We start from the raw sequence: 23,460 nt of genomic DNA on the forward strand, positions 1-23,460 counted from the left end.
CAGACTCCCGACCGAACAGTTCTCCCGGTTTCAGCGGTCTTTTACTCCAGTGGTCTTCTAATGGTCCCAGCAACTTTTCCCGATCTTCGATAGGCACGACCCGGCAGGCACGACTCCAGTGGGTACGGCTCGGCGGTCACGCCGAGCCCGTCGCGGACCCGGGCAGCGGCCCCAGAGACAGAAGGACTTCTCCCTTGACATTCCCTCCACGGCCGAAGCCGGGAGACCCCACCCCTCACGGGGTGGGGCGCCCGCTTCGTCTCCGGCGGCCCTCCCGGCTCACGCCGCCGGGCTCTCACCCCGGCTCCACAGCCGCCTCGCCCCTCCGCCGATCCGGCGGCGAGCGCGCCGGGGCGCACCCGTCCGGTGGTGAGCGCGCCGGGTCACGCGCATTCGGAAGCGCGCACGCCGGGGCTCATACGCCCGGCGATCCGGTCGTGACCGCCGGACACAGCACCGAACCGTCCGGAGTCCCGTCGCGTCTCCCTTCCGGGGCCGGCCCCCGGGGGCTCCACGCCGGAGGTGTGCGATGACCACGATGGAACAGGCGGTTCCCTCGATCCCACCCAACCGGCAGGCCCTGCCGGCGGAGGAACGGCACACCGTCGAACTCGCCTTCCTCGCCGCCCACGACGACGGTCCCCGCCCACCCGGCTGGACGCTGACCCCGCGCGCGGTGGTCACGTTCATCTGCGGCAGCGGCGGCGAGGCCCTGGAACTGCCCGGAACCCGGTCCGTGACGGCCGGCGGCGACCCCGAACTCCCGGCCAGGCTCGTGGTGGCCCCCAAGTTCGTCGGCGAGCGCGCCCTGGTGGAACGCTGCGTGGTCACCCTCGCCGGAGAGCGCGGTCTGCTGCTGGTCGGCGAACCCGGCACCGCCAAGTCGATGCTCTCCGAACTGCTCGCAGCGGCCGTCTCCGGAACGAGCGCGCTCACCGTGCAGGGCACCGCGGGCACCACCGAGGACGCCTTCCGCTACGGCTGGAACTACGCCCTGCTGCTCGCCCAGGGGCCGAGCCGCCAGGCGCTGGTCGACTCCCCGGTGCTGGCCGCCATGCGCGCCGGTCTCGTCGCCCGGATCGAGGAGATCACCCGTTGCCTGCCGGAGGTGCAGGACGCCCTGGTGTCGATCCTGTCCGATCGGCGCGTCAACGTGCCCGAACTCGCGGGCACCGTCGACGCCCTGGTGGCCGCAGCCCCCGGCTTCACCGTGATCGCCACGGCCAACCTGCGTGACCGGGGTGTCTCGGAGATGTCGGCCGCGCTCAAACGCCGGTTCAACTTCGAGACCGTTCACCCCATCGCCGACCCCGCGGCCGAGGCCGCCCTGGTGCGCGATCAGGCCACCGCCGTGGTGCAGCGCGCAGGCGCCGCCTTCGGCGTGGACGACGCCGTGCTCGACGCGCTGGTCACCGTCTTCCGTGACCTGCGCTCCGGACGGTCGGCCGAGGGCTGGGACGTGGAGCGTCCCGGAACGGTGATGTCCACCGCCGAGGCGGTACAGGTCGCCGCCTCCCTCGGCGTGGCGGCGGCCTACCTGCCCGCCGGGGACGTCCTCGACCTGATGCCCGGTCACCTGCTGGGCGTGGTGCGCAAGGACGACCCGGCCGACCACTCGCGGCTGCTCGGCTACTGGGACGGCCCGGTGCGCCGCCGCGCCGAAGACGGCTCCGCGATGTGGCGTCGGCTCTGGGACCTGCGGGAGAACCTCCGTTGACAGGCGATCGGGAAACATCCTCCCGTGGTGCGCGTTCACGGGAGGCGGTCGCCTGGGGTACCTCCGATCCCCGCGAGATCGTGGACGCCCTCGCCGGAGCCGGTCGGCCGTACCTGCTTGGGGTGCGTCACCACAGCCCGGCGCTGGCGGTCGCCGTTCCGGCACTGCTGGACGCCGCCGGTGCCGAGGTGGTCTGCGTCGAACTGCCCGCCGACTTCCAGCCGTGGCTGGCGCACTTGGCGGATCCGGCCACGGTCACCCCGATCGCCCTTGCCGGGACGGACGAGGAGGGGCGGCTCGGGTTCTATCCCTTCGCCGACTTCTCCCCGGAACTCGCCGCCGTCCGCTGGGCCAGGGAACGCGGGGCCGAGGTGATCTGCTGCGACCTGCCGCTGTCCGCCCCGGCCTGGTCCGAGGAGAACCCGGCGCGGACTCCCCCCGACCGGCCGGATCCGTCGGCGGCCGAACACCCTCAGCCGGGGTCGCCTCAGGCGGAGCCGTCACCGGCGGAACACTTCTCCCGCACCGAATCCCCTCGCACGGGACACCCTCGCACGGGACACCTCCGCACGGGACAGGCCCGGCCGGTGGTGGCCTCCGGTGAGCCGTACCGCGCGGAGCCGGTCAAGGGTGGGCAGGTCTCCGACGACTCGTCTCAGGTGGAGTTGGCTCGCATCGAACGGCTTCCCGCCGAAGCGGTCCTGACAGAGCAGGCTCCGGTGGACACGGAGGTCTCGGCGGCCCCGGTCGTTTCAGTGGACGCGGTGATCCCGGTGGGGAACGTCTTCGCCGACGGTCTCGCCGCCTCCTGCACCGGGCGGGACGGGGACGACATGTGGGATCGCGCCGTGGAGGTGCTCGCTCCAGGGTGCCCGCCCGAGGCGGTGCGCCGGGCCGCGCTTGGCGTGGGCTGGGCGTTGCGCCAGGACGCGGAGATCTCGGGTGGTGTGCTGTCCAGAGACCTGGCCCGTGAGGCGCACATGCGTGAGGTGATCGCCGGCGCCGCCGCCGGTGGCCGTAGGGTCGCCGCCGTGGTCGGAGCCTTCCACGCCCCCGCACTGGTCATATCGGTGGACGAGGCCGCCGGGGGGGCGGCGCCGTCGATCCCGGCCGGCCCCGCCGGAGGGCGCGCGGCCGAGATGGCTGTGGCAACCTCACCCGGTGGCGGTGGCGGTGGCGGTGGCGGTGGCGGTGGCGGTGGCGGTGGCGGTGGCGGTGGCGGTGGCGGTGGCGGTGGCGGTGGCGGTGGTCCCTTGTCCGCCACGTCGCTCGTCCCGTACGCCTTCGACCTGCTCGACTCCCGGTCCGGCTATCCGGCGGGCATCCGGGATCCACGCTGGCAGCAGGCGGTCTTCGCCGCCGCAGGTGATCCTGGAAGGGTCAGGGACGCCGCCGCCCGTGCGATCACCGACCTGTGCCGGGAGTTGCGCGCGGCCGGGCACACCGCGGGCACCGGGGAGGCCGTGGAAACCCTGCGGCTCGCCTGCGATCTGGCCCGGTTGCGAGGGTTACCCGCGCCGGGCCGGGGCGAGTTGCTGGAGGCCGTGACGACCGTGCTCGGCCAGGGGGAGTCCCTCGGGCGTGGCCGGGCGCTCGCCCGTGCCCTCGAAGCCGTTCTCGTCGGTACCGACCGTGGCAGGACCGCGCCCGGTACACCCCGTTCCGGGCTCGGCCCCGCGGTCGAGGCCGAGCTGGCGGCCTTGCGGCTGCCCTGTCCGGAGAACCCCGGCTCTCGCGAGATCCGCCTTGATCCGCTCCGCTCCGCCCTGGACCGCCGCCGCGAGATCCTGCTGCAGCGCCTGCTGGCGTGCGGTGTCGGGTACGGCCAGCCGATCGAGGTGGTCGCGACGGGGGACGCGACCGCGCTCACCACCCGGTGGCGGCTCTCATGGACCCCCTCCGTCGCCGCCCTGCTCGATCTGGCGGGCGTGCGTGGGGTCACCGCAGCCCTGGCGGCCGCCGGGACGCTGCGCGAGACCTTCCGTCGCGAGTCCGCCGAAGGGGGCGCCACCTGCGAGTTCATCCTCGCGGGCCTGCGTGCCGCGGCGGTCTGTGATCTGCCGGACCTGGTCGCCGACCGCCTCGCGGACGCCACCGCCGTACTTCCGGCCACCGCGGGTCTCCCCGACCTTCTCCAGGCCCTCGACCTGCTGGAGGCGCTGCGCCGGGAGCACCTTCCCGGCACCACGCCGGAAACCCGGCGGCAGGCCGCGGAACTGGCCGGCACACTGCTGGAGGCCGCGGTCCGCGCGCTGCCCGGCCTGGTCGGCAGTGACCGGCAGGAGGACGCCTCCGCCCTGGTCGCGCTCGTCATCCGGGTGGGCGAACAGCGGCTGGGCATCCGCATGGACGACGCGCTCGGCGCCCTCGTGCGCGCCGGCTCCGCGCTCATGCAGGGAGCCGCGCTGGCGGCCCGTGTCCTGCTCGACCTGGACGTTCCACGCACTCTCGGTGCTCGCGCCGCAGGGTGGATCGACACCGCCACCGGCCCGGACGGGCGTCACCGCCTGTCTCGCCTGCTCACCGGTCTGCTCACCGCCGCGGGCCCGCTCCTGCAGTCGGCCACGGCGGCGCTCGATCCGGTGCTGGACCGCATCGACGGGCTGACCGACCAGAGTTTTCTGGACCGGCTGCCGGCTCTGCGCGGTGGTTTTGACACGCTCGCCCCGGCGGGGCGCGACCGGTTGCTACGGGTCGTGACCGACCGCCTCGGCGATCGGATCGATCTGGCGTTGGGCGCTCCGCCGGAACTCCTGGCCCTCTGGGCCGGTGCCGACGCCGCCGGACTGGCCGCCCTGAACGCCCTGGGACGTTTCACGCCCGGACTCTCCGCTCTCTCATCAGGGGCGCACGGGACACGTGACGCGGGACCTTGCGCGGTGCCCGCGGCATCCGAGACGGCTGGGCTCGGCCGGCAGGCCGTGAAGTCGGAGGGGGCCGGGAAGGCCGGGAAGGCCGGGAAGTCTGGGGAGGCCGGGAAGTCGGAGCAGGCCGAGACGGCGGTGGGGGCGGGGGGTGCCGGGCGGCGGCTGGCTCCCGCCGATCGGTGGCGGTTGCTGCTCGGCAGGGAGACCGAGTACCTTCCCGCCGACGCCCGGCGTTACGCGCACGCCCTGGACGAGCTGTACGGCGCGGGCCGAGGAGAGGGGGCGGCCGATGTCGGATCCGGGCGGGGCGCCCGGCAGGGGGGCGGCGGTGGTGGTCAAGGGGCCTCCTTCCCCACCGCCCGAGAGTGGGCGGTGGAGCTCGACGCCCTGTTCGGCGCCGAGGTACGCGAGGAGGTGCTGGCCAGGGCGGCCCACACCGGGCGGACCGATGTGCTCGCCGTACTCGACCCCGAGGCGGTGCGCCCGTCGATCGACCTGCTGACCTCGGTTCTCTCCCTGGCGGGTGGACTGCCGGAGCAGCAGCTCTCCCGGCTGCGACCGCTCGTCCGCCGCCTGGTCGCCGAACTCGCCCGCGAGCTCGCCACCCGGCTGCGTCCGGCACTGACCGGGCTTGCGACGCCACGCCCGACCCGCCGCCCCGGCGGTCGCCTCAACCTGTCCGCCACCCTCAGGGCCAACCTGGCGCACACACGCCGGACCGACGACGGCAGGTTTCTCGTCGTCCCGGAGCGGCCGGTCTTCGACACCCGGGTACGGAACGAGGCCGACTGGCGGCTGATCTTCGTGGTCGACGTGTCCGGCTCGATGGAGGCCTCGGTGATCTGGTCCGCGCTCACCGCGGCCGTCCTGGGGGGTGTCCCCACACTCTCGACCCACTTTCTCGCCTTCTCCACCCAGGTGCTCGACCTGACGGACCAGGTCGCCGACCCGCTGTCCCTGCTGCTTGAGGTGCAGGTCGGCGGCGGCACCCATATCGCCGCCGGACTCGCTCACGCCCGCTCCCTGGTCACCGTGCCGAGCCGTACGCTCGCCGTGGTGGTCAGCGACTTCGAGGAGGGCTATCCGATGGGGGGGTTGCTCGGAGAGGTTCGCTCCCTCGTCTCCTCCGGTGTGCATCTGCTGGGCTGCGCGGCCCTGGACGACACCGGTGCGCCGCGCTACTCAGTGCCCGTCGCCCAGCAACTCGTCGCTGCGGGAATGCCCGTCGCCGCACTCAGCCCGCTCGCTCTCGCCCGCTGGGTGGGCGACCGCCTCCGAGGAGAAGCCCGTTGAATCTCCCCCTCCCGGTCCCCGGCCCCGCCCCGGCCTCCGGCTCCGTGGTTTCGTCGCCCGCACAGCTGCCGCCGGTGGAACCTCATCTGGCCGCCATGGCCGTGGAGGACCTCACACCTCGCCTGCGCAAGAAGCTGGACGCGGCGATCGAACGCTGTGCCGGGTTGCCCGTCACCGTCGACGGACAGACCGTCTCCGTCAGCTGGGGGGAGGACGCGGTGGTCACCCTCACGCCGGGATCGCCGGGATCGGTCACCGACCCCGGCGAGGCACGGTGCAGCTGCCTGCTGGCGCCACGCTGCCTGCATCGCGCGGCCGTTCTCAACGCCTGTCCGGTCGCGGGTGTGGGAGCGGACCCGGACCTGACGGCCGGCCGGGAGGCATCCCGCCACGAGGGGGCCTCCAGGGGGCGGTCTTCCGGCGGGGAAAATCCGGAAAATCCGGAAAACACGAAAAGTCGCCACGTTCCGAACACCGACTTCACCGGTGGGGGTACGGCCGTCGTGTCGGGTACCGGACCTGCCGGGCGGCTGGTCACGGCTTCGGGGGTCTCCACGGACGCGGGTTCCGCTGCCGGGGATGCGGTCGCCGCCTCGGATGTGGGGTCCGCTGGACATACGGCTGTGGCCGCGGAGGCTCTGCGGGATTTCGATCCTCCGGCCCCCACCACCGGACAGGTGGCCGCCGCGGCCGGGGTGTGGAACGCGGCCGTGGCGGTGCTCGTGGCAGGGGTGCCGGGGGCGGGGGCGGTGCTCCAGGCCGAACTGCTCCGCGCGGCCCACACCGCCCGGCTGGCCGGTCTGCCCAGAGCCGAGGCCGCGGCCCTGGGCGTCGTGCGCGGCCTGCGCGCCGCCCGGGCACGTCACGACGACCACCGCCTCGCCGACCTGGTCTCCGCGCTTCGGGAACTGTTGCTGACCTCGGGCAGGCTGGCGGCGGCCGACCCCGACCCGACCCTGGTGGGAACCGCGCGCCGCGCCTACCGGCCGGGCGGCGCGCTACGGGTTTACGGGGTCTGCCGGGAACCGGTGATCAGCGCCACCGGCTATGCCGGGGTGGTCACCCATCTCCTCGCCGAGGACGGGCGCTGGTTCTCCGTCGCCGACGTCAAGCCCGGAGGGTCGGCCCGCGCCCGTGGCGCCGCCACCGCGGCGGTCGCGCTCGGTACGGCCGGCATGAACCACGCCCAGCTCGCCCGGAGGGGGCTGCTGATCTCCGGGGCGACGGTCTCCCCCGGAGGTCGTCTCGGGGCTGGACGAGGGGTGCGGGCCACGCCCGTCCCCGGGATGTCCTGGTCGGAGGGGCCGCTGGCCGCGCTGTTCGCCCGCCCGCTCGACGAGGTGGCCGACGCGCTGCTGTCCGGCGGCGCCTGGAGCGATCCGCAGACCGCGGAGGAGACGGAGCGGCCGGTCGGGTGCGATCTGGTGATCGTCGGTGCCGAGGGAGACCGGCTGCTCGCGCGCCGGTTGCCCGCCGGCGGTTCCGGGGCGGGGGGAGCGTGTGGCGAGCCGGTGAAGGCGGCGCGAAAGGAGCCGGGAGAAGCGCCGTCCGGGGGGGAGGTGTCGCGAAAGGAGCCGGGGGGAGCCTCGGCCGGGTGGGCGCAGGCGTGGGAGGAGAGACCGGGAGGAGCCTCGGCCGGGCGGGCGGAGGGGACGGCGGAGGGGCCACTGGTCCGGCTCGTGCCTGCCAGCTCCCACCCCGACCTGGCTCACGTCGCCAACCTGCGGCAGCTCGCCTCCCTTCCGGGGCTGCGGGTGCGGGTGCTCGGTCGGCTGGACCCCGGCCGGGCCGCCACTCTGCGCCCGCTCGCGGTCGGGCCGGTGCCGGGGGACGGGCCGACGCTCCGCCTGCCCGCCGAGTGGCTGGGCCACGCCGACTTCGGTTACGACCACCTGCAGGGCTCCCACCTGCCGCCCCGTGACGTGTGTCCGCCGTGGGCGGAGGAGACCACGGCGGCCGTTGACCCGGTGACGGGCTCGCCCCTCTGGCGGGTGCGCCGCCTGGTCGAGCTGGCCGTCTCCGGTGGGCGGCGAGCGGTCGCCGAGTCGGCGCGCGGCGGTGACTCCCTTACCCAGCGGGCCTCGCTCCGCCGTGCGGGGTTCGAGACCGCCGCCGAGCTGGTCGGTGTGCTGACCGTGGAGGCCGACCGCCGCTCCCGTGACGTGTTCGGCCGTCTGGTGGACGCCGACGGGGACCGGTACGCCTGGTCGTGGCTGGCCACCGCCCTCCACCTCACGGTCACCGAGCGGGCACTGGTCCAGGCGTCCTGGCACGACCACCGGAGTCGTTGAGGTCGTCTCCGGCAGGTGAGCCGCGGCCCCTGGATGTTGTCCCTTTGCCGCTGATTTTTATGTGTTTGCTTACCGGTCGGTCGGCAAGTACGGTAACTGGCCGGCCGGTAAGTCGGTTCGGATGGGGAAGGGAACACAGTGGCGTCGCAGGACGGTACGCAAGACGCGGAGGCCCCGTCGGCCTCGGTGACGGGTGAGACGGTTCCGGGGGAAGGAGCAGGGCTGGGGTTCAGTCACCGCCAGATCCTGGTCACGATGAGCGGCCTGGTCATCGCCATGCTGCTGGCGATGCTGGACAACATGATCGTCGCCCCGGCGTTGCCGACGATCGTCGGCGAACTGGGCGGCCTGAACCACCTGGCCTGGGTGGCCACGGGATACATTCTGGCCTCCACGGTGTCCACGCCGATCTGGGGCAAGCTCGGCGACCTCTACGGCCGCCGGATCATCTTCGTCTCCGCCGTGGCGATCTTCCTGATCGGCTCGGCGCTCTGCGGCATGTCCCAGGACATGGCGCAACTGATCGGTTTTCGCGCGGTCCAGGGCCTGGGCGCGGGCGGTCTGATGGTCGGCGTGATGTCGATCATCGGTGAGATGATCCCGCCGCGGGACCGCAGTAAGTATCAGGGCCTGATGATGGCCGTCATGCCGGTTTCGATGATCGGTGGCCCGCTCATCGGCGGCTTCATCACCGACAACCTCGACTGGCGCTGGGCCTTCTACGTCAACCTGCCGCTCGGCGTGGTCACCCTGGTGGTCTGCTGGATCACCCTCGGCAAACTGCCGAGGGGTACCGGCAAGGCCCGTATCGACTGGCTGGGCGCCGGGCTGCTCACCGTGTGGATCACCGCACTGGTGCTGATCACCAGCTGGGGCGGCTCCCAGTACGACTGGGACTCGGCGCAGATCCTCGGGCTCGCGGCGCTGACGGTGGTCTCGTTCGTCGCCTTCATGATCGTCCAGCGGCGGGCGGTCGAGCCGATCATGCCCCTCCGGGTCTTCGGCAGCCGTAACTTCTCCCTGGCCGGAGCGCTCGCCTTCATCTCGGGCTTCGCGATGTTCGGCGCCATGGGGTTCCTGCCGCAGTTCCAGCAGTTCGTCCAGGGCTCCTCGGCCACCAACAGCGGCCTGCTGCTGACACCCATGATGATCTCCGCGATGATCGTCAGCCTGGGGGGCGGTGTGCTGATCAGCAGGACCGGGCACTACAAGTCCCTGCCGATCATCGGCTCCATCCTCGTCGCCGCCGGCCTGGCACTGTTCGCCACCGTGGACGTCGGCACCTCCACGACGCTCTCCGGCCTCTACATGGTGGTCCTGGGCGCCGGCATGGGCGCGCTGATGCAGACCAGCACCCTCATCGCCCAGAACAGCATCGAGCTGCGCGACATGGGCGCGGGCACCGGCGCCTCCACCTTCCTGCGCAACATGGGCAGCTCGCTCGGCGTCTCCCTCCTCGGTGCCGTCTACGTCAACCGCCTGACCGACTCCCTCGCCGAGGCCGGGGCCGGCGCGCGGGATATCGCGGCCTCCGCCACGTCCATGACCCCGCAGGCGCTGCGAGCCCTGCCGGAAGCGGCCCAGGACCTCTTCAAGCAGGCCGTCACCGACGGCATCACCATGCTCTTCGCCTGGGGCGCGGTGGTGGCCGCCGCCGGTGTCGTCATCGCCCTGTTCATCCGCCAGGTCCCGCTCCGCGGCGGGGGGACGCCGGAGGCGGTCAAGCCCGACGCGGAGCCGGCGGCGGTCAGAGGCTGAGCCGGTCCGGACGTTACGAGGGGCGGGTGAGTGTGAGGCGGGCGACCCGGCCCTGGTCGCCCGAGGCCCAGCAGCTGAGGTCGGTGGTGCAGGCCACCGTGTCGAAGGAGCCGGCGTCGAACTTCTGCCAGCTCCGCCCCGCCGAGAACGTCACGTCACTGCCGGTGGGGCCCACCGCGATCGCGGCGGACGGCAGGCCGGGCAGCCACGCCACGCCCGAGCGGAACTCCTTCGAGGTGGTGGACGCGGGCTGCCAGGTCGCACCGCCGTCCCGGGTCAGGGCGGCGGCGTCGGGCGAGGGCTGATCCACCCGGTAGTCACCGCCCACGGCGATGCCGTGCCGCGGGTCGCGGAACGCCATGGCGAAGACGCCCCGGGTCGGCTCGACGGCCGGTATCGAGGTGTCGGCCACGGTCCAGGTGTGGCCCCGGTCGCGGGAGTGGAAGATCCGCGAGCGCGCGCCCCCGCCGCTGGACAGCCAGACGTCACGTCCTCCCGAGGTGACGAGGCACTGGCCGCTGGCGGCGAACGCCGCCTCGCCGGGGAGGGCGTCGGGCATTCCGTCGGCGGGGAGAACCCGCCAGCTACGCCCCCCGTCGTCGGTGGAGGCGACGCGGAACCTCCCGTCGACGGGATCGCTCATCGCCAGCCCGTGCTTGCGGTCGAAGAAGCCCATGCAGTCGTAGAACGACTTCGGCTCGTCGCTGCGGAACGTCTCCGACCAGGTCCGGCCGCCGTCCTCGGTGCGGTATATACGGGAGGCGTCGCCCTCGCCGATCGAGAGGATCAGGGCGTTGCGGGCGTCGAACGCCTCGATGTCGCGGAACTGGAGATCGGCGGCGTTCGGCGGCGAGACGTTCTGCCAGCTCCGGCCGCCGTCGTGGGTGCGCAGCACGGTGCCGAGGGTGCCGGACGCCCATGCCACGTCGCGGGTCACCGGGGCCAGGCCGCGGAGGCGGGCCGTGACCCCGGTGGGCTTGAGCTCCCAGGTGAGAGGTGGCGCGGAGGGCGTCGTGGCCTCCGCGGGCGCGGGAAGGGCGCTGATGAGCACACCTAAGCCGGAAATAGCGGCAAACGCGGATCTAAATCTCATGCGCCGCAAGATAGTCAGAAAATATCAAATACGTCTATAAGTCCGGACGGGATTTCTGTAGCCGGCGCCGTACCTCGGTGACCTGGAGCGGTTCGGCGATCCCGTCCCACGGGGCGAGCGCGGTCAGCCCCTTCTCCCGGTGGGACCGAGCGCCTCGCGGCTCCGCCCGAGCGAGGTGCAGCCATGCCAGCGCGGTGCTCACGCCCGTCGCGGGCAGCCGCCGCAGGGCCGACCTGAGGAGCTTGGCGGCCTCCCTGCGCTCCGCCTCCGGAAGCGTCGCCGCCCGATGTATCTGGCAGCGGGCCTGGCCGACCGTGTCCCCCAGCAGCCCGTACATCCGGATCGCCTCCTCCCAGTCGGCCGACGCGTCACGCGTCCTGCCCAGGAGCCAGTGGACGAGCGCCAGGAGCTCCCGGGCGTGGGCCTCGGCGTGCCCGTCGCCCGCCTGCCGCGCGACCTCCAGAGCCTGGACCAGGATGCCCACGGCGTCGGTGTACAGGCGGTCGGCCTCGTCCGTGCCGCCCTCGAAGCCGAGGACCTGCCCCCGGCGTATCCGCAGGACGGCCATGTTGATCCACCGGGTGGCCTGTCCGGTGGCGTCTCCACTCGGCAGGGCCTGGCCGTACTGCACCAGTGACGACTCCACCGCGGTGAACTCGTCGCCGGTCGCCAGCAGCGTCGCCGCACGCGCCAGGTGGAGCTGGGCGGGCCAGGACTCGACGCCGGTACGCAGGTGCGACGCGGCGTCGAGATGCTCCTTGGCCATGCCGGGCTCGCCCAGCACCAGGGCGATCAGGCACAGTCGCAGTTCGGCGGTGGCCTGGACCTCCGTGTCGTCAAGGGCCTTGGCCGCCTGGGCCAGGGCGCGGGCGGTCTCCCGCCTCTCCTTGTGGCGCTGCTCAAGAAAGAACCACACCTCAAGGGCGTCCGCGATCCGCCAGAACGGACCGGACGCCCACGGTGCCGGTCGGCGTGTTCTCAGTATGTGCAGCAGCGCCTTGTCCTCGACACCGAACCAGGCCCGCGCCTCCTCCTGCGGGAGCCGTTCGGCGAAGAGGTCGGCCCGGTTCGCGAAGTGCTCCACCAGGCGCCGCCAGGCCGCCTCCCAGTCCTCCGGCGGCGTCACGATCGCGCGCGCGGCGTCCACCACCCGGACCCGGGACTCTCGCACCCGCTCCACCAGGCCGTGCTGACTCAACTCCTCCATAGCCCGCTCGGTGTCGTGCTCCGTCCCGCCCGTGAGGGCGGTGGCCCCGTCGATTCCGAGTTCGGCGATCGGCGCGCGGGCGAGCAGCGCCAGCAGTCGCCTGGCCGCCGGCCGTACTCGCCGCAGTTGCATGGCGAGCAGCAGTTGAAGCGTGTGGTCGTGGGGCCCCTGCTCCAGGTCGGCCACCAGTGCCGCGATCGGCACCCGCGGATTCTCGGCCAGCCAGCGGCCGATTCCGACCGCGATCGCGGGCCTGCGCAGGAACAGGTTCGCCAGTCTCTCCGTCGACGCGGGGTCGGCCTCGATCCGATCCGCCGCGATCTGGGAGCGCAGCAACGCCACACCCTCGCCGGGGCTCAGCAGACCGGCCTGTACGACCGCCACCTCCGCGGGGACCGCGCAGTCCGTGTCCGCCTTGAGCTCCCCCGCGACGATCACCCAGCCCCCGGGCACGTGGCGGGGGAGCCACGCCACCTGGCTCCACCGTTCCACGTTGTCCAGAACCAGGACGTGCCCGGTGTTCCGGAGCGCGCCGAGAACCTCCTGCGCGGCCTCCTCCGCGCTCCCGACGGGCCCCAGCGGGCGGCCGAGCGTCCGCAGCACCCGCTCCGTCACGCTCGCCGCGTCCTCGGGTTCGTCCCGGTCCTGCCCGCGCAGATCCGTGTAGCGCTGCCGCTCGGTCTCCGGTGCCAGTCTCCATCCGGCGTTGACGGCCATGGTGGAGGTGCCGCTTCCGGCCGGCCCCCGCACCAGGACCAGGCCCCGTGCCAGGGCTCGGTCGACCACCTCCCCGACCTCCCGCTCCCTGCCGACCGTGGTGTCGACCCGAGGGGGCAGCCGCGGGCGTGCCGCGGCGGCGTCGTTGAGGGGGAGGGGCCGCTCGCCCCTGCGCAGCCATTTGATGGAGAGCAGGAACAGGCTCACGGTGATGATGAGCCCGAGCGGAATCACCACCTCCAAGGCGTTCACCACCTGGTCGGAGATGACGCTCGCCGCCAGCGACAGGCCAATGGTGGCCATGGCGGCCAGGAACTCCCTGCGGTTCCTCGGCAGCGCCGAACGCAGTCCGGCCAGTCGTCTCCCGGACACTCGCAGTCCGGCCGGTCGAGGCCGGAGTCTTCCGGACGGGCCCGGGGAATCGGAACTCAACGGCGGACTCCCTGTGTCAGACCTTGGATCAGCGACCTGCCGGTCGCCAGCAGCAGCAGCGCGGGTACGGCGGTCATCACGACCCCCTGGGCCGCCAGCGCACCGGCCGAGGTCACGAACTGGCGGGACTGCTGAAGCATGATCAACGGTGCCTGGTTCGCCGCCGGCCAGTTCAGCAGCAGACCGATCACCAGGTCGTTCCACGCGAGCACGAACGCCAGCACCGCCACCGTGGCCACCGCGGGACCGCTCTCGGCCATCATCTGGAACATCGCCGAGCGTCCTTCGGCCAGTGGCCGCAGCACCACCGGCCGGGGCACGGACATGAACGCGTTACGCAGCAGCAGCACCCCCAGGGGCAGGGCCAGCGCGACGTGGACGAAGCTCAGGATCACGGTGCCGCCCAGCCGCCCGGCCAGCATCTCCCCGAGCGGCTTGGCCAGTACCTGGGGAGGCAGCACCGCGAGCAGGACCGTCACCGCCGTGACGATCCGCCGCGTACGGCGGGGCAGCCGCTCGTGCGTCAGGGCATAGGCGGCCGGTACGGCCACCAGTGTGGTGACGGCGGAGACCAGCAGCCCGCGCTGTGCCGTGGCCCACAGCGCACTGGAGAAGGAGCCGTCGTCGAACGCCTCGCCGTACGACCCTCCCAGAACGTAGCCCCCGGTCCACCACCCGGAGGTGGCGGCCTCCTCCGGAGACCGTAACGAGGTGAGCACGAGGACGACGAAGGGGAACGCCCACAGCGCGGTCACCGTCGAGGACAGAAGGCGAAGGGGCCGGTGGGTGCGTGCCGGCGCGGGGGTGTGCCGCTCCCGCCGCCGGTGTCCCGCCTCCGGCCAGTCCCGGCGCAGCCGCCACAGCACGAGAAGCACCACCGTGCCGGCCATCGCGAACAGCAGAACCGCGAGCGCCGCGGCCTGTCTCCTCCCGAGCTCGTCGTAGTGGCGCCACCAGAAGAGTCCCACCACGTCCACCTCGTCCTGGATCGAACCCGGTGCTCCCACCAGAACCAGGTCGAACACGTGGACCGCGGCGGTGAGCACGATCAGCATCACCAGGGCCGCCGTGGGAAACAGCGCCGGAGCCACCACCGTGCGGAGACGGCGGAGCCTTCCGGCTCCGAAGATCCGCCCTACCCGCAGCAGGCTCTTCGGCACGTTGGCCAGGCCCACGTGGAAGACCAGGAACGCCAGCCCCGTCCACTGCCAGGCGAACGCCAGGCCGAGAACCAGCCAGATCCAGCGGGGGCCGAGGAAGTCGACGAGGACGGGGTCGGGCAGCAGAGAGGCCACCGCACCCCGGGGGGCCGCGTCGAAGATCAGGCGGAAGGTCACCCCCGCCGTCAGCGGGGAGGTGACCGTGGGCAGGGCCAGGGCGACCAGCAGCACCGCCCGCCTGCGGGGTCCCATGTCCCCGGCCAGCCAGGCGAGTCCAAGACCGAGCGCGCAGACCACCAGCGCGAGCACCAGCCAGACGGCGTTGTGCAGCAGGGCGGGCCAGAGGTTGAGGCTCTCCCCGGCGGGGACCCGGTCATCTCGTGGGATCAGGCTGTCGCTCACCGTCCAGGCCAGCGGGACGAGCAGGAAAACGGTGGCGATCAAGGTCGCGGGCACCAGGTATCCCCACGCGGTCCGGCTCCGGCCGCTCCACCTGGCGGGTGCGCGCATGTCGTGATGCGGTGTCACGTCGAAAAGAAGGGCGTCTCGGTCCCTCACGGCCGTCCTTTCCTCCGGCTCAGCGCCCGCATGGAATCCCAGGCCGTGCTCACGGCCTGGGAGCCCTGGACTCCGTCGACGGCGACGTCGACGAACAGCCGGGTCATGATGCGCCACAGATCCTTGCCGTCTCCGCCGGCTCTGCCGGGCAGGAGCCCGTCGGAGAGGTCGAAGGCCGCTTTCCGGCCGTCCCGCAGATACGAGGTCAGGTAGCCGTTTATCGGGGACGAAGCGTTGATCTTCTGGTCGAGCGACAGCATCCCCCCTTTCCCGGCCCACGCCTTCATCGCGGTGTTCGCCGGGTGGCCCGGGGTCTTCGTCTCGCGGTCGAGCCTCTCCACGAACTCCTTGCCGCGACCTTCGTTCGACTTGAGCGCCACCAGGACGTCTCCTCCGACCACCATGGGCGGTACCGATTCGGAGGACCACGGCAGCCTGGAGACCTCGGTCTGTGCGCCGGGGCAGTACTGCCCGATGACGGACTGGGCGAAGTCGGGCGCGGCCAGCATGTCCGCGCTGCCGTAGCGGAAGACGTTGAGGATCGACTCGTGAAACTGCGTGGTCAGCGCCCGAGCGCCCCCGCCGGGCAGCAGGCCGTCGATGGACCACAGATCCGCCAGCCGGTCGAGCGCCAGCCGGACGTTGTCGTCGCCCCACCCCGCCGGATCCTGGAGCAGTCTCCGATACGCCGCCTCGTCGACCCCGAGCAGGACGTTCTCGAACCAGTCGGTGAGCGTCCAGCCGTCGGCCGCGCCGATGGAGAGCGGCCCTCTTCCCTTCCCCTCTCTCTTCGTCATCTCCGCTCTGAGCCTGAGATCCGTCAGCCACGTGTCCCAGTCTTCAGGGGGAGCAGGGGTTCCCGGCCTGTGCCACACCAGCGACTTGTGCGTGACCTTGAACCAGACGCCCTTGATGGAGGGGTCCGCCGGTTGACCGGTGGAGTTGCCGGGTTTAACGCGGAGCAGATCCTGCCAGTAGGCAGGGTCGTCGGAGGAGATGTCCTCCAGCCGGTCGCGGATTCCGGGGTCGTGCACCAGCCAGGGCTGGGGCACGATCGCCACGTCGGGGGCCGCCGGGCTCTTGAGCAGGGTGGCGATGTCGTCTCCGGCCGAGTACACGGCGACGTCGGGGTAGCCCCGCACCACGTTCCGGAAGCTGCTCAGCTCCCGGCCGCTCCACACCACCCCGATCCGCAGCGGGGGGCCGGCGCATCCGGTGACCCCCGCCAGGGCCAGGCCCGACAGTGCGGCGAGGGCCTCCCTACGATTCAACCGCATCGACTATCTCCCAGGAGGTCGCGGGGGTCCGGAGGGTTTCGACCCGGTGCGGGGCGTCGCTCACGATCAGGATCGGCAGGTCGGGGTAGGCCTTCCGGCTCTCGCTCACCGCCGCGTGACAGGAGGGGTGTCCGGTGTGGTCCTCGATCACCACGGCCCTCGCCCCCTGCCAGTGGCACATGGCGCGGGCGAGCGCCACCCGGAGCCTGTCGTCGGGAGGGAGCTCGTGTGGCCGCAGGGTGAGGAGGCCGCGGATCTTCAGCCGCTCGGCGACGTAGTTCACCTGCCCTCTTCTGAAGTCCTCCCCATGGCGCCTGAGCGTCCCGAACCCGATGTTCTGCTCGATCGTCATGTGGGGGAGCAGGCCGCCGCCGGCGGGCACCAGGGCGATGCCGCGTTCCTCGGAGGGCAGCGTGGTGACCTCGCGGCCGGAGATCCGGATCCGGCCGCCGACGGGCCAGGTCTGCCCCAGCAGGACGTCGCTGAAGATCTCGGCGTCGGCGGCGTCATCCGCCAGCACGACCGCCGGCCTTTCCACGCCCACCGTCAGCCGATCGGGTTTCAGTGCCCGTCGATCCCTGCCGTGGTACCAGGAGAGCCCGTCCAGCTGAAGCCGCAGTTCGGACACGGATAGATCAGCTCCGGTAAATGAGGAGAATGTCCGTTCTTTATATATCGCAACGCGGCGGGAGATCGGGAGGTTCCCCGAATTCCCCCTCAGGTTAATTGTCGGATAAGTTGCTTTATATCCCGTAAATGAGGAATATGTTTTCGGGGCGACTTAATGAGGCGGGATGTACGGCCGGAATTAGGGGAGCAGGCCCTGCCCGAACCCCGGGGAAGCTCCGAGGGGGCGGCGGCGTTCGCGGCGACCGCAGCCGTGCCCGTCCCGGCGGATAGGACGTTCGGGCCGGCCCATGGCGCCGGAGCACGACATTATTGTGGTTCATCAAGTAAGTAAGAAATATATTGATTTGTAGCCAAATAGAGCTCACAATCTCGTCATGCCATGCTCTCGGGGATACAGTGGCCCGCTTTTCCGTGGCCGTCACCGTCACCTGCCGGTGGCCGGGCGATCGGCGCGCCGCCCGGCGAGGAGCCGGGGAGCCCCGCTCCGCCGGAGACCGGTCATCAGGAGACCGGTCATCAGGAGACCGGTCATCAGGGAGCCGGCGGCAGGAGCGGGCCGCATCCGGACGGTGATCTCCGAGAGGGCCCGGGCGTTCACGCCGGGCGGCCGTCAAGGGGTTGTCAGAGACGGTCGGAGGCGCGTCAGGATCGCATCGGGATCGCTTTTTCCCAGCGTTGGCGCTCATAGCGTCCCTTTTGTGTGGCTAGCTGGCCTTGTTACCGAAGCAGGAGGAGCGCATGGACACCTCGCGCAGAAGTGAACCCCCGTTGCTGGTCCCGGTCCGTTCGGGAGGCAGGGTTCTGGCCCTGAGCCTGTTCCGGACCCCGGGGGGCAGGCGGACGGCGGTCGCGTTCACCTCGCGGGACCGGCTCGTCGGAGTACTCGGCGGCGGCCACGAGTGGACGTGGCTGAGCGAGCGCGCGCTGCGCGGAATGATCGAGAACCTCGATGTCGCCGGTATCGTGATCGACCCCGCGTGTGCCGTGAAGGGCCGGAACCCGCGCCTGAGGGCGGCGTGATGCGCCGTCCCGTCATCGGCCCGACCACAGGCCGTCAGGGCCGCTGACGTCGGTCGGCGTCGATCGAGGCCCGAGAGGGCCCGCCGGTGGGGACGGCCCGCCCGCCGTCCTCACCGGACCCCGGCCGGACCACTTCGGTCACCGGCCTCGGCCGTGGACCGGTCCGGCCGCCGTTTTTCGGTACGCCGGGAGGCGAAACATTCGGCGTGCCGGCGGTTTTCGTAGAGACGGCGTCAAGCCTTGATGCCTGGCCGTATGGAACTCGTCAAGAACCGCCTTATGGGGAAAAACTTGCGATTTGCTAACTCTGTGCCGCGCACCTCGCAGCGGTGAGAACATTTTTTCCTATCAAGGAGTGGGGATGGCCGACGTCATCTTCGTCGCCCTGACGATCGCGGTCTTTGCGGTTCTCGGGCTTGTCGTCAAGGCGGTGGACCGGCTGTGAGCGCCGTCAACGCCATAGGTCTGGTCGTGGTCGTCGGCCTGGTGGTCTTCATGGTCGCCGCCCTGCTGTTTCCGGAGCGCTTCTGATGTCACCGACCATGACCGGGATCCTGTTCATCGGATCCCTTGTCGTCGCCCTGATCCTGACGCACCGGCCACTGGGCGACTACATGTACCGGGTTTACACGGCCACCCGGCATCTCGCGGTGGAGCGGGTGATCTACCGGCTGATCGGGGTGCGGCCGGACACCGAGCAGCGCTGGAGCGTCTACGCTCGCAGCGTGCTGGCGTTCTCCGCCGTCTCCATCCTCTTCCTGTACGGCATGCAGCGGCTGCAGGACAAGCTGTTCCTCTCCCTGGGCATGCCCCCGGTCACCGACCACGTGGCCTGGAACACCGCGGTCAGCTTCGTGACCAACACCAACTGGCAGTCCTACTCGGGTGAGTCCACCATGGGGCACCTGGTGCAGATGGCCGGGCTGGCGGTGCAGAACTTCGTCTCGGCCGCGGTGGGCATGGCGGTGGCGATCGCGCTGGTGCGCGGATTCGCCCGCAGGACGACCGACGAGCTGGGCAACTTCTGGGTCGACCTGGTGCGCGGCTCGGTGCGGATCCTGCTGCCGATCGCCTTCGTCGGCGCGGTGGTCCTGGTGGCCGGCGGACTGATCCAGAACTTCTCGGCACCGCACGACGTGGCCACGCTGACCGGCGGAACCCAGGCGATCACCGGCGGCCCCGTGGCCAGCCAGGAGATCATCAAGGAGCTGGGCAACAACGGCGGCGGTTTCTACAACGTCAACTCCGCCCACCCGTTCGAGAACGCCACCGGCTGGACCAACTGGGTGGAGATCTTCGCGATCCTGATGCTGCCGTTCGCGCTCCCGCGCACCTTCGGCCGGATGGTGGGCGACCGGCGTCAGGGGTACGCGATCGCCGCGGTGATGGCGACGCTGGCCCTGATCAGCGTCGCGGTGCTGACCGGCCTTGAGCTCGCGCACGGCGGCACGGTGCCGCAGGCGGTCGGCGCGGCGATGGAGGGCAAGGACGTGCGGTTCGGGGTGGCCAACTCCGCCACCTTCGCCGCGGCCACCACGCTGACCTCGACCGGCGCGGTCGACTCCTTCCACGACTCGTACACCGCGCTGGGCGGAATGATCACGATGTTCAACATGATGCTGGGCGAGGTCGCGCCGGGCGGTGTGGGCGCGGGGCTGTACGGCATGCTGGTGCTCGCGGTGATCACGGTGTTCGTCGCGGGCCTGATGGTGGGCCGCACCCCCGAGTATCTGGGCAAGAAGATCGGTGCCAGGGAGATCAAGCTCGCCTCGATGTACTTCCTGGTCACCCCGGTTCTGGTGCTGACGGGTACGGCGTTCGCCATGGGCTCGTCGGAGCAGCGGGCGAGCATGCTCAACAGCGGCCCCCACGGTTTCTCCGAGGTGCTGTACGCCTTCACCAGCGCCTCCAACAACAACGGGTCGGCGTTCGGCGGCCTGACGGTCAACACCCTGTGGTACGACACGGCGCTTGGACTGTGCATGGCGCTGGGCCGGTTCCTGCCGATCGTCTTCGTGCTGGCCCTGGCCGGGTCCCTGGCCAGGCAGTCGCCGGTGCCCGCGTCGGCGGGCACGCTGCCCACGCACCGGCCGCAGTTCGTCGGCATGGTCGTCGGCGTGACACTCATCCTCGTCGGGCTGACCTTCCTCCCCGCCCTGGCGCTGGGGCCGCTCGCAGAAGGAATCAACTGATATGCCAACCCAGACGCTCAAGGTGCAGGGCCGTACCCCCGACAGCCCGGGTAAGAAGGACGGCAAGGTCGGCGGCGGGCTGCTCGACCCCAAGCAGCTGATCCTGTCGCTGCCGGACGCCTTCAGGAAGCTCAACCCGGTGACGCTCTGGCGTAACCCGGTGATGTTCATCGTCGAGATCGGCGCGCTGCTCACCACGGTGCTCGCGGTCGTCGAGCCGTCGTTCTTCGCCTGGGCCGTCGTGCTCTGGCTCTGGCTGACGGTGCTCTTCGCCAACCTGGCCGAGGCGGTCGCCGAGGGCCGGGGCAAGGCGCAGGCCGCCACGTTGCGCGCCGCCAAGCGCGACACCGTCGCTCGCAGGGTCAAGAACTGGAAGCCCGGGATCACCGTCTCCGAGTGGGACGTCGTGGGCGCTCCCGAACTCTGCCAGGGTGACTTCGTGATCGTCGAGGCAGGGGAGATCGTCCCCGGCGACGGCGACGTGGTCGAGGGCATCGCCAGCGTCGACGAGTCGGCGATCACCGGCGAGTCGGCGCCGGTGATCCGGGAGTCCGGCGGTGACCGCTCGGCGGTGACCGGCGGCACCAGGGTGCTCTCCGACCGGGTCATCGTGCAGATCACCCAGAAGCCGGGGGAGAGCTTCATCGACCGGATGATCGCCCTGGTCGAGGGCGCCAACCGGCAGAAGACGCCCAACGAGATCGCGCTCAACATCCTGCTGGCCGCGCTGACGCTCATCTTCCTGGTCGCGACCGCGACCATGCAGCCGATGGCGATCTACGCCAAGGCCGAGAACCCCGGGGTGCCCGACTCCCTGGCGCTGACGGCCGAGGGCGTCACCGGGATCGTGCTGGTGTCGCTGCTGGTCTGCCTGATCCCGACCACGATCGGCGCGCTGCTGAGCGCGATCGGGATCGCGGGGATGGACCGGCTGGTGCAGCGGAACGTGCTCGCGATGAGCGGCCGGGCGGTGGAGGCCGCGGGAGACGTCAGCACCCTGCTGCTGGACAAGACCGGCACCATCACGCTGGGCAACCGGCAGGCGTCGGAGTTCGTGCCGGCGCCCGGGGTGTCGGCGGAGGATCTGGCCGCCGCGGCGCAGCTGTCGAGCCTGGCCGACGAGACACCGGAGGGACGTTCGATCGTGGTCTACGCCAAGCAGGCGTACGGCCTGCGGGAACGGCAGCCTGGCGAGCTGGCCCACGCCGAGTGGGTGCCCTTCACCGCCCAGACCCGGATGTCCGGCGTCGCCGTGGACGACCGCCAGGTCCGCAAGGGGGCCGCCACCGCGGTGATGAAGTGGGTCAGGGACAACGGAGGCCACCCCACCGACGAGGTCGGCGCGATCGTGGACGCCATCTCCGGCAGCGGCGGCACGCCGCTGGTGGTGGGGGAGATCTCCGGCGACACGGCCCGCGTGCTGGGGGTGATCCACCTCAAGGACGTGGTCAAGCAGGGCATGCGGGAACGGTTCGACGAGATGCGCCGGATGGGCATCCGCACCGTCATGATCACCGGCGACAATCCGCTGACCGCGCGGGCCATCGCCGACGAGGCCGGGGTGGACGACTTCCTGGCCGAGGCCACGCCCGAGGACAAGCTGGCCCTGATCCGCAAGGAGCAGGAGGGCGGGCGGCTGGTGGCGATGACCGGCGACGGCACCAACGACGCGCCCGCGCTGGCCCAGGCCGACGTCGGGGTGGCGATGAACACCGGCACCTCCGCCGCCAAGGAGGCCGGCAACATGGTGGACCTGGACTCCAACCCCACCAAGCTGATCGAGATCGTGGAGATCGGCAAGCAGCTGCTGATCACCCGGGGAGCGCTGACCACGTTCTCCATCGCCAACGACATCGCCAAGTACTTCGCCATCATTCCGGCGATGTTCGCCGCGGTCTACCCGGGGCTGGAGACGCTGAACGTGATGCGGCTGGCCAGTCCGCAGTCGGCCATCCTCTCAGCGGTGATCTTCAACGCGATCGTCATCGTGGCGCTGATCCCGCTGGCGCTGCGCGGGGTGCGCTACCGGCCGTCGAGCGCCTCCAAGCTGCTCAGCCGGAACCTCTACCTCTACGGCCTGGGCGGGATCATCGTCCCGTTCATCGGTATCAAGCTCATCGACCTGTTCGTTCAGTTCCTTCCGGGGATGTCGTAATGGAACGCCTGCCCAGCTGGGTCCGCCAGCATCTCGCCGCGCTGCGCGCGCTGCTCGTCCTCACCCTGATCCTCGGCGCGGTCTATCCGCTGGCGGTGATCGCGGTGGCTCAGACGGTCTTCGCGGACAAGGCCAACGGCTCCATCATCCGTGGCGGCGCCGGCAAGGAGATCGGAAGCTCGCTGGTCGGTCAGAACTTCACCGACGCCGAGGGGCAGCCGGTGAAGAAGTACTTTCAGAGCCGCCCGTCGGCGGCCGGGGACGGCTACGACATGCTGTCGACCTCCGCCAGCAACCTCGGTCCCGAGGACGTCGTCGACGTGCTGCCGGTGCCGGGGGCCAAGGACGACGAGGGCAAGCCGGACACCGGTAAGCAGTCGCTGCTGACCCAGGTCTGCGCCCGGAGCCTGGCGATCGGGAAACTGGAGGGGGTCAGCGGCGCCCGGCCGTACTGCACCCCCGACGGGGTGGGGGCGGTGCTGAAGGTCTTCCCGGCCTCAGGCACCCCGACCCGGGCGGTCAGCGTCAACCAGGCGTGCCCGGCCGTCCCCTTCCCGGCCACCTACCGTGGGGTGAAGGTCGAGTGCGGCAAGCCCGGCGAGGACTACGCGACGGGCCGTACCGTCCCGATCCGGGGGGACGCGGCCCCGCCGGCGGTGCCCGCCGACGCGGTCACCGCCAGCGCCTCCGGGCTCGACCCGCACATCTCGGTCGCCTACGCCGAGCTCCAGGCGCCTCGGGTGGCCAGGGAGCGCGGTCTGGACGTGACCGGGGTCAGGCGGCTGATCCGGGAGAACACCCTCGGACGCGCTCTGGGCTTCATGGGTGAGCCGGCCGTCAACGTCCTGGAACTCAACCTGGCCCTCGACAAGGGATGACAGACGCTGAGAGCGGGCCGCCGGAGACCTCCGGCGGCCCGCTCTCCGGACGAGAAACGATCGAGATGAACACGGCGAAGGTGACAAAGGCGGCGAGCAGGGGCCGGGGACGGCTCCGTGTCTATCTGGGTGCGGCGCCTGGTGTTGGGAAGACCTACGCGATGTTGGATGAGGGGCGTCGGCGGTTGGGGCGTGGCACGGATGTGGTGGTGGGT

14 protein-coding genes and 1 pseudogene are annotated in these 23,460 nt (G+C 71.4%); 10 read left to right on the forward strand and 5 right to left on the reverse strand.

Translation table 11 applies throughout. The features are described from left to right. Window positions 1-529 precede the first annotated feature (529 nt). The 4 genes from ACWEF2_RS24215 to ACWEF2_RS24230 all read left to right on the forward strand — a co-directional run bounded on the left by ACWEF2_RS24215 (window position 530) and on the right by ACWEF2_RS24230 (window position 9,926). On the forward strand, window positions 530-1,717 hold the full coding sequence (locus tag ACWEF2_RS24215; protein WP_453818642.1) for an ATP-binding protein: 1,188 nt from the start codon (window positions 530-532) through the stop codon (window positions 1,715-1,717). After that, a complete protein-coding gene (locus ACWEF2_RS24220; RefSeq protein ID WP_453818643.1) occupies window positions 1,714-5,877 on the forward strand; it encodes a DUF5682 family protein in 4,164 nt (1,387 codons plus the stop codon). The genes ACWEF2_RS24215 and ACWEF2_RS24220 overlap by 4 nt, the downstream gene beginning before the upstream one ends. Next, complete coding sequence (locus ACWEF2_RS24225; protein ID WP_453818644.1) at window positions 5,874-8,168, forward strand: hypothetical protein; 2,295 nt, start codon at window positions 5,874-5,876, stop codon at window positions 8,166-8,168. The genes ACWEF2_RS24220 and ACWEF2_RS24225 overlap by 4 nt, the downstream gene beginning before the upstream one ends. A 138-nt stretch (window positions 8,169-8,306) precedes the next feature. Further along, window positions 8,307-9,926 carry an MDR family MFS transporter gene (locus ACWEF2_RS24230; protein WP_453818645.1) on the forward strand — a complete coding sequence of 540 codons (1,620 nt, stop codon included), beginning with the start codon at window positions 8,307-8,309 and terminating at the stop codon, window positions 9,924-9,926. 13 nt (window positions 9,927-9,939) lie between these two features. Here ACWEF2_RS24230 and ACWEF2_RS24235 read toward each other — a convergent pair whose 3' ends face one another. The 5 genes from ACWEF2_RS24235 to ACWEF2_RS24255 form a co-directional block, all read right to left on the reverse strand. Continuing rightward, window positions 9,940-10,977 carry a WD40/YVTN/BNR-like repeat-containing protein gene (locus tag ACWEF2_RS24235; protein ID WP_453818646.1) on the reverse strand — a complete coding sequence of 346 codons (1,038 nt, stop codon included), beginning with the start codon at window positions 10,975-10,977 and terminating at the stop codon, window positions 9,940-9,942. Between the two features lie 76 nt (window positions 10,978-11,053). Next, window positions 11,054-13,315 carry a hypothetical protein gene (locus tag ACWEF2_RS24240; RefSeq protein ID WP_453818647.1) on the reverse strand — a complete coding sequence of 754 codons (2,262 nt, stop codon included), beginning with the start codon at window positions 13,313-13,315 and terminating at the stop codon, window positions 11,054-11,056. A 56-nt stretch (window positions 13,316-13,371) separates the two neighbouring features. After that, complete coding sequence (locus tag ACWEF2_RS24245) at window positions 13,372-15,093, reverse strand: hypothetical protein (RefSeq protein WP_453818648.1); 1,722 nt, start codon at window positions 15,091-15,093, stop codon at window positions 13,372-13,374. Then, window positions 15,090-16,370: a hypothetical protein gene (locus ACWEF2_RS24250; RefSeq protein ID WP_453818649.1), complete on the reverse strand. Its 1,281-nt coding sequence runs from the start codon at window positions 16,368-16,370 to the stop codon at window positions 15,090-15,092. The genes ACWEF2_RS24245 and ACWEF2_RS24250 overlap by 4 nt, the downstream gene beginning before the upstream one ends. Next, window positions 16,354-16,998, reverse strand: coding sequence for a hypothetical protein (locus ACWEF2_RS24255; protein WP_453818650.1), 645 nt, complete (start codon window positions 16,996-16,998; stop codon window positions 16,354-16,356). Before ACWEF2_RS24255 ends, ACWEF2_RS24250 begins: the two co-directional genes overlap by 17 nt. Window positions 16,999-17,738: 740 nt before the next feature. Here ACWEF2_RS24255 and ACWEF2_RS24260 point away from each other — a divergent pair. From ACWEF2_RS24260 to ACWEF2_RS24285, 6 genes and pseudogenes are all read left to right on the forward strand, one after another. Next, window positions 17,739-18,020: an SAV_915 family protein gene (locus ACWEF2_RS24260; RefSeq protein WP_453818651.1), complete on the forward strand. Its 282-nt coding sequence runs from the start codon at window positions 17,739-17,741 to the stop codon at window positions 18,018-18,020. A 441-nt stretch (window positions 18,021-18,461) separates the two neighbouring features. Then, a complete protein-coding gene (gene kdpF / locus ACWEF2_RS24265) occupies window positions 18,462-18,551 on the forward strand; it encodes a K(+)-transporting ATPase subunit F (protein WP_189793838.1) in 90 nt (29 codons plus the stop codon). Beyond that, window positions 18,551-20,212, forward strand: coding sequence for a potassium-transporting ATPase subunit KdpA (kdpA, locus tag ACWEF2_RS24270; protein WP_453818652.1), 1,662 nt, complete (start codon window positions 18,551-18,553; stop codon window positions 20,210-20,212). The genes kdpF and kdpA overlap by 1 nt, the downstream gene beginning before the upstream one ends. Before the next feature lies 1 nt (window position 20,213). After that, complete coding sequence (gene kdpB / locus ACWEF2_RS24275) at window positions 20,214-22,367, forward strand: potassium-transporting ATPase subunit KdpB (RefSeq protein WP_453818653.1); 2,154 nt, start codon at window positions 20,214-20,216, stop codon at window positions 22,365-22,367. After that, window positions 22,367-23,245 carry a potassium-transporting ATPase subunit C gene (locus tag ACWEF2_RS24280; RefSeq protein WP_453818654.1) on the forward strand — a complete coding sequence of 293 codons (879 nt, stop codon included), beginning with the start codon at window positions 22,367-22,369 and terminating at the stop codon, window positions 23,243-23,245. Before kdpB ends, ACWEF2_RS24280 begins: the two co-directional genes overlap by 1 nt. 65 nt (window positions 23,246-23,310) lie before the next feature. Further along, a pseudogene (locus ACWEF2_RS24285) lies at window positions 23,311-23,460 on the forward strand (hypothetical protein); the annotation flags it as partial.

The organism is Streptosporangium sp. NPDC004631 (genome assembly GCF_053601935.1).

Excerpts from the sequence above, each read along its gene's own strand:
- ACWEF2_RS24215 (WP_453818642.1), top strand. The coding sequence starts at position 530 with ATGACCACGATGGAACAGGCGGTTCCCTCGATCCCACCCAACCGGCAG.
- ACWEF2_RS24250 (WP_453818649.1), bottom strand. The coding sequence starts at position 16,370 with ATGCGGTTGAATCGTAGGGAGGCCCTCGCCGCACTGTCGGGCCTGGCC.
- ACWEF2_RS24260 (WP_453818651.1), top strand. The coding sequence starts at position 17,739 with ATGGACACCTCGCGCAGAAGTGAACCCCCGTTGCTGGTCCCGGTCCGT.
- kdpA (WP_453818652.1), top strand. The coding sequence starts at position 18,551 with ATGTCACCGACCATGACCGGGATCCTGTTCATCGGATCCCTTGTCGTC.
- kdpB (WP_453818653.1), top strand. The coding sequence starts at position 20,214 with ATGCCAACCCAGACGCTCAAGGTGCAGGGCCGTACCCCCGACAGCCCG.
- ACWEF2_RS24280 (WP_453818654.1), top strand. The coding sequence starts at position 22,367 with ATGGAACGCCTGCCCAGCTGGGTCCGCCAGCATCTCGCCGCGCTGCGC.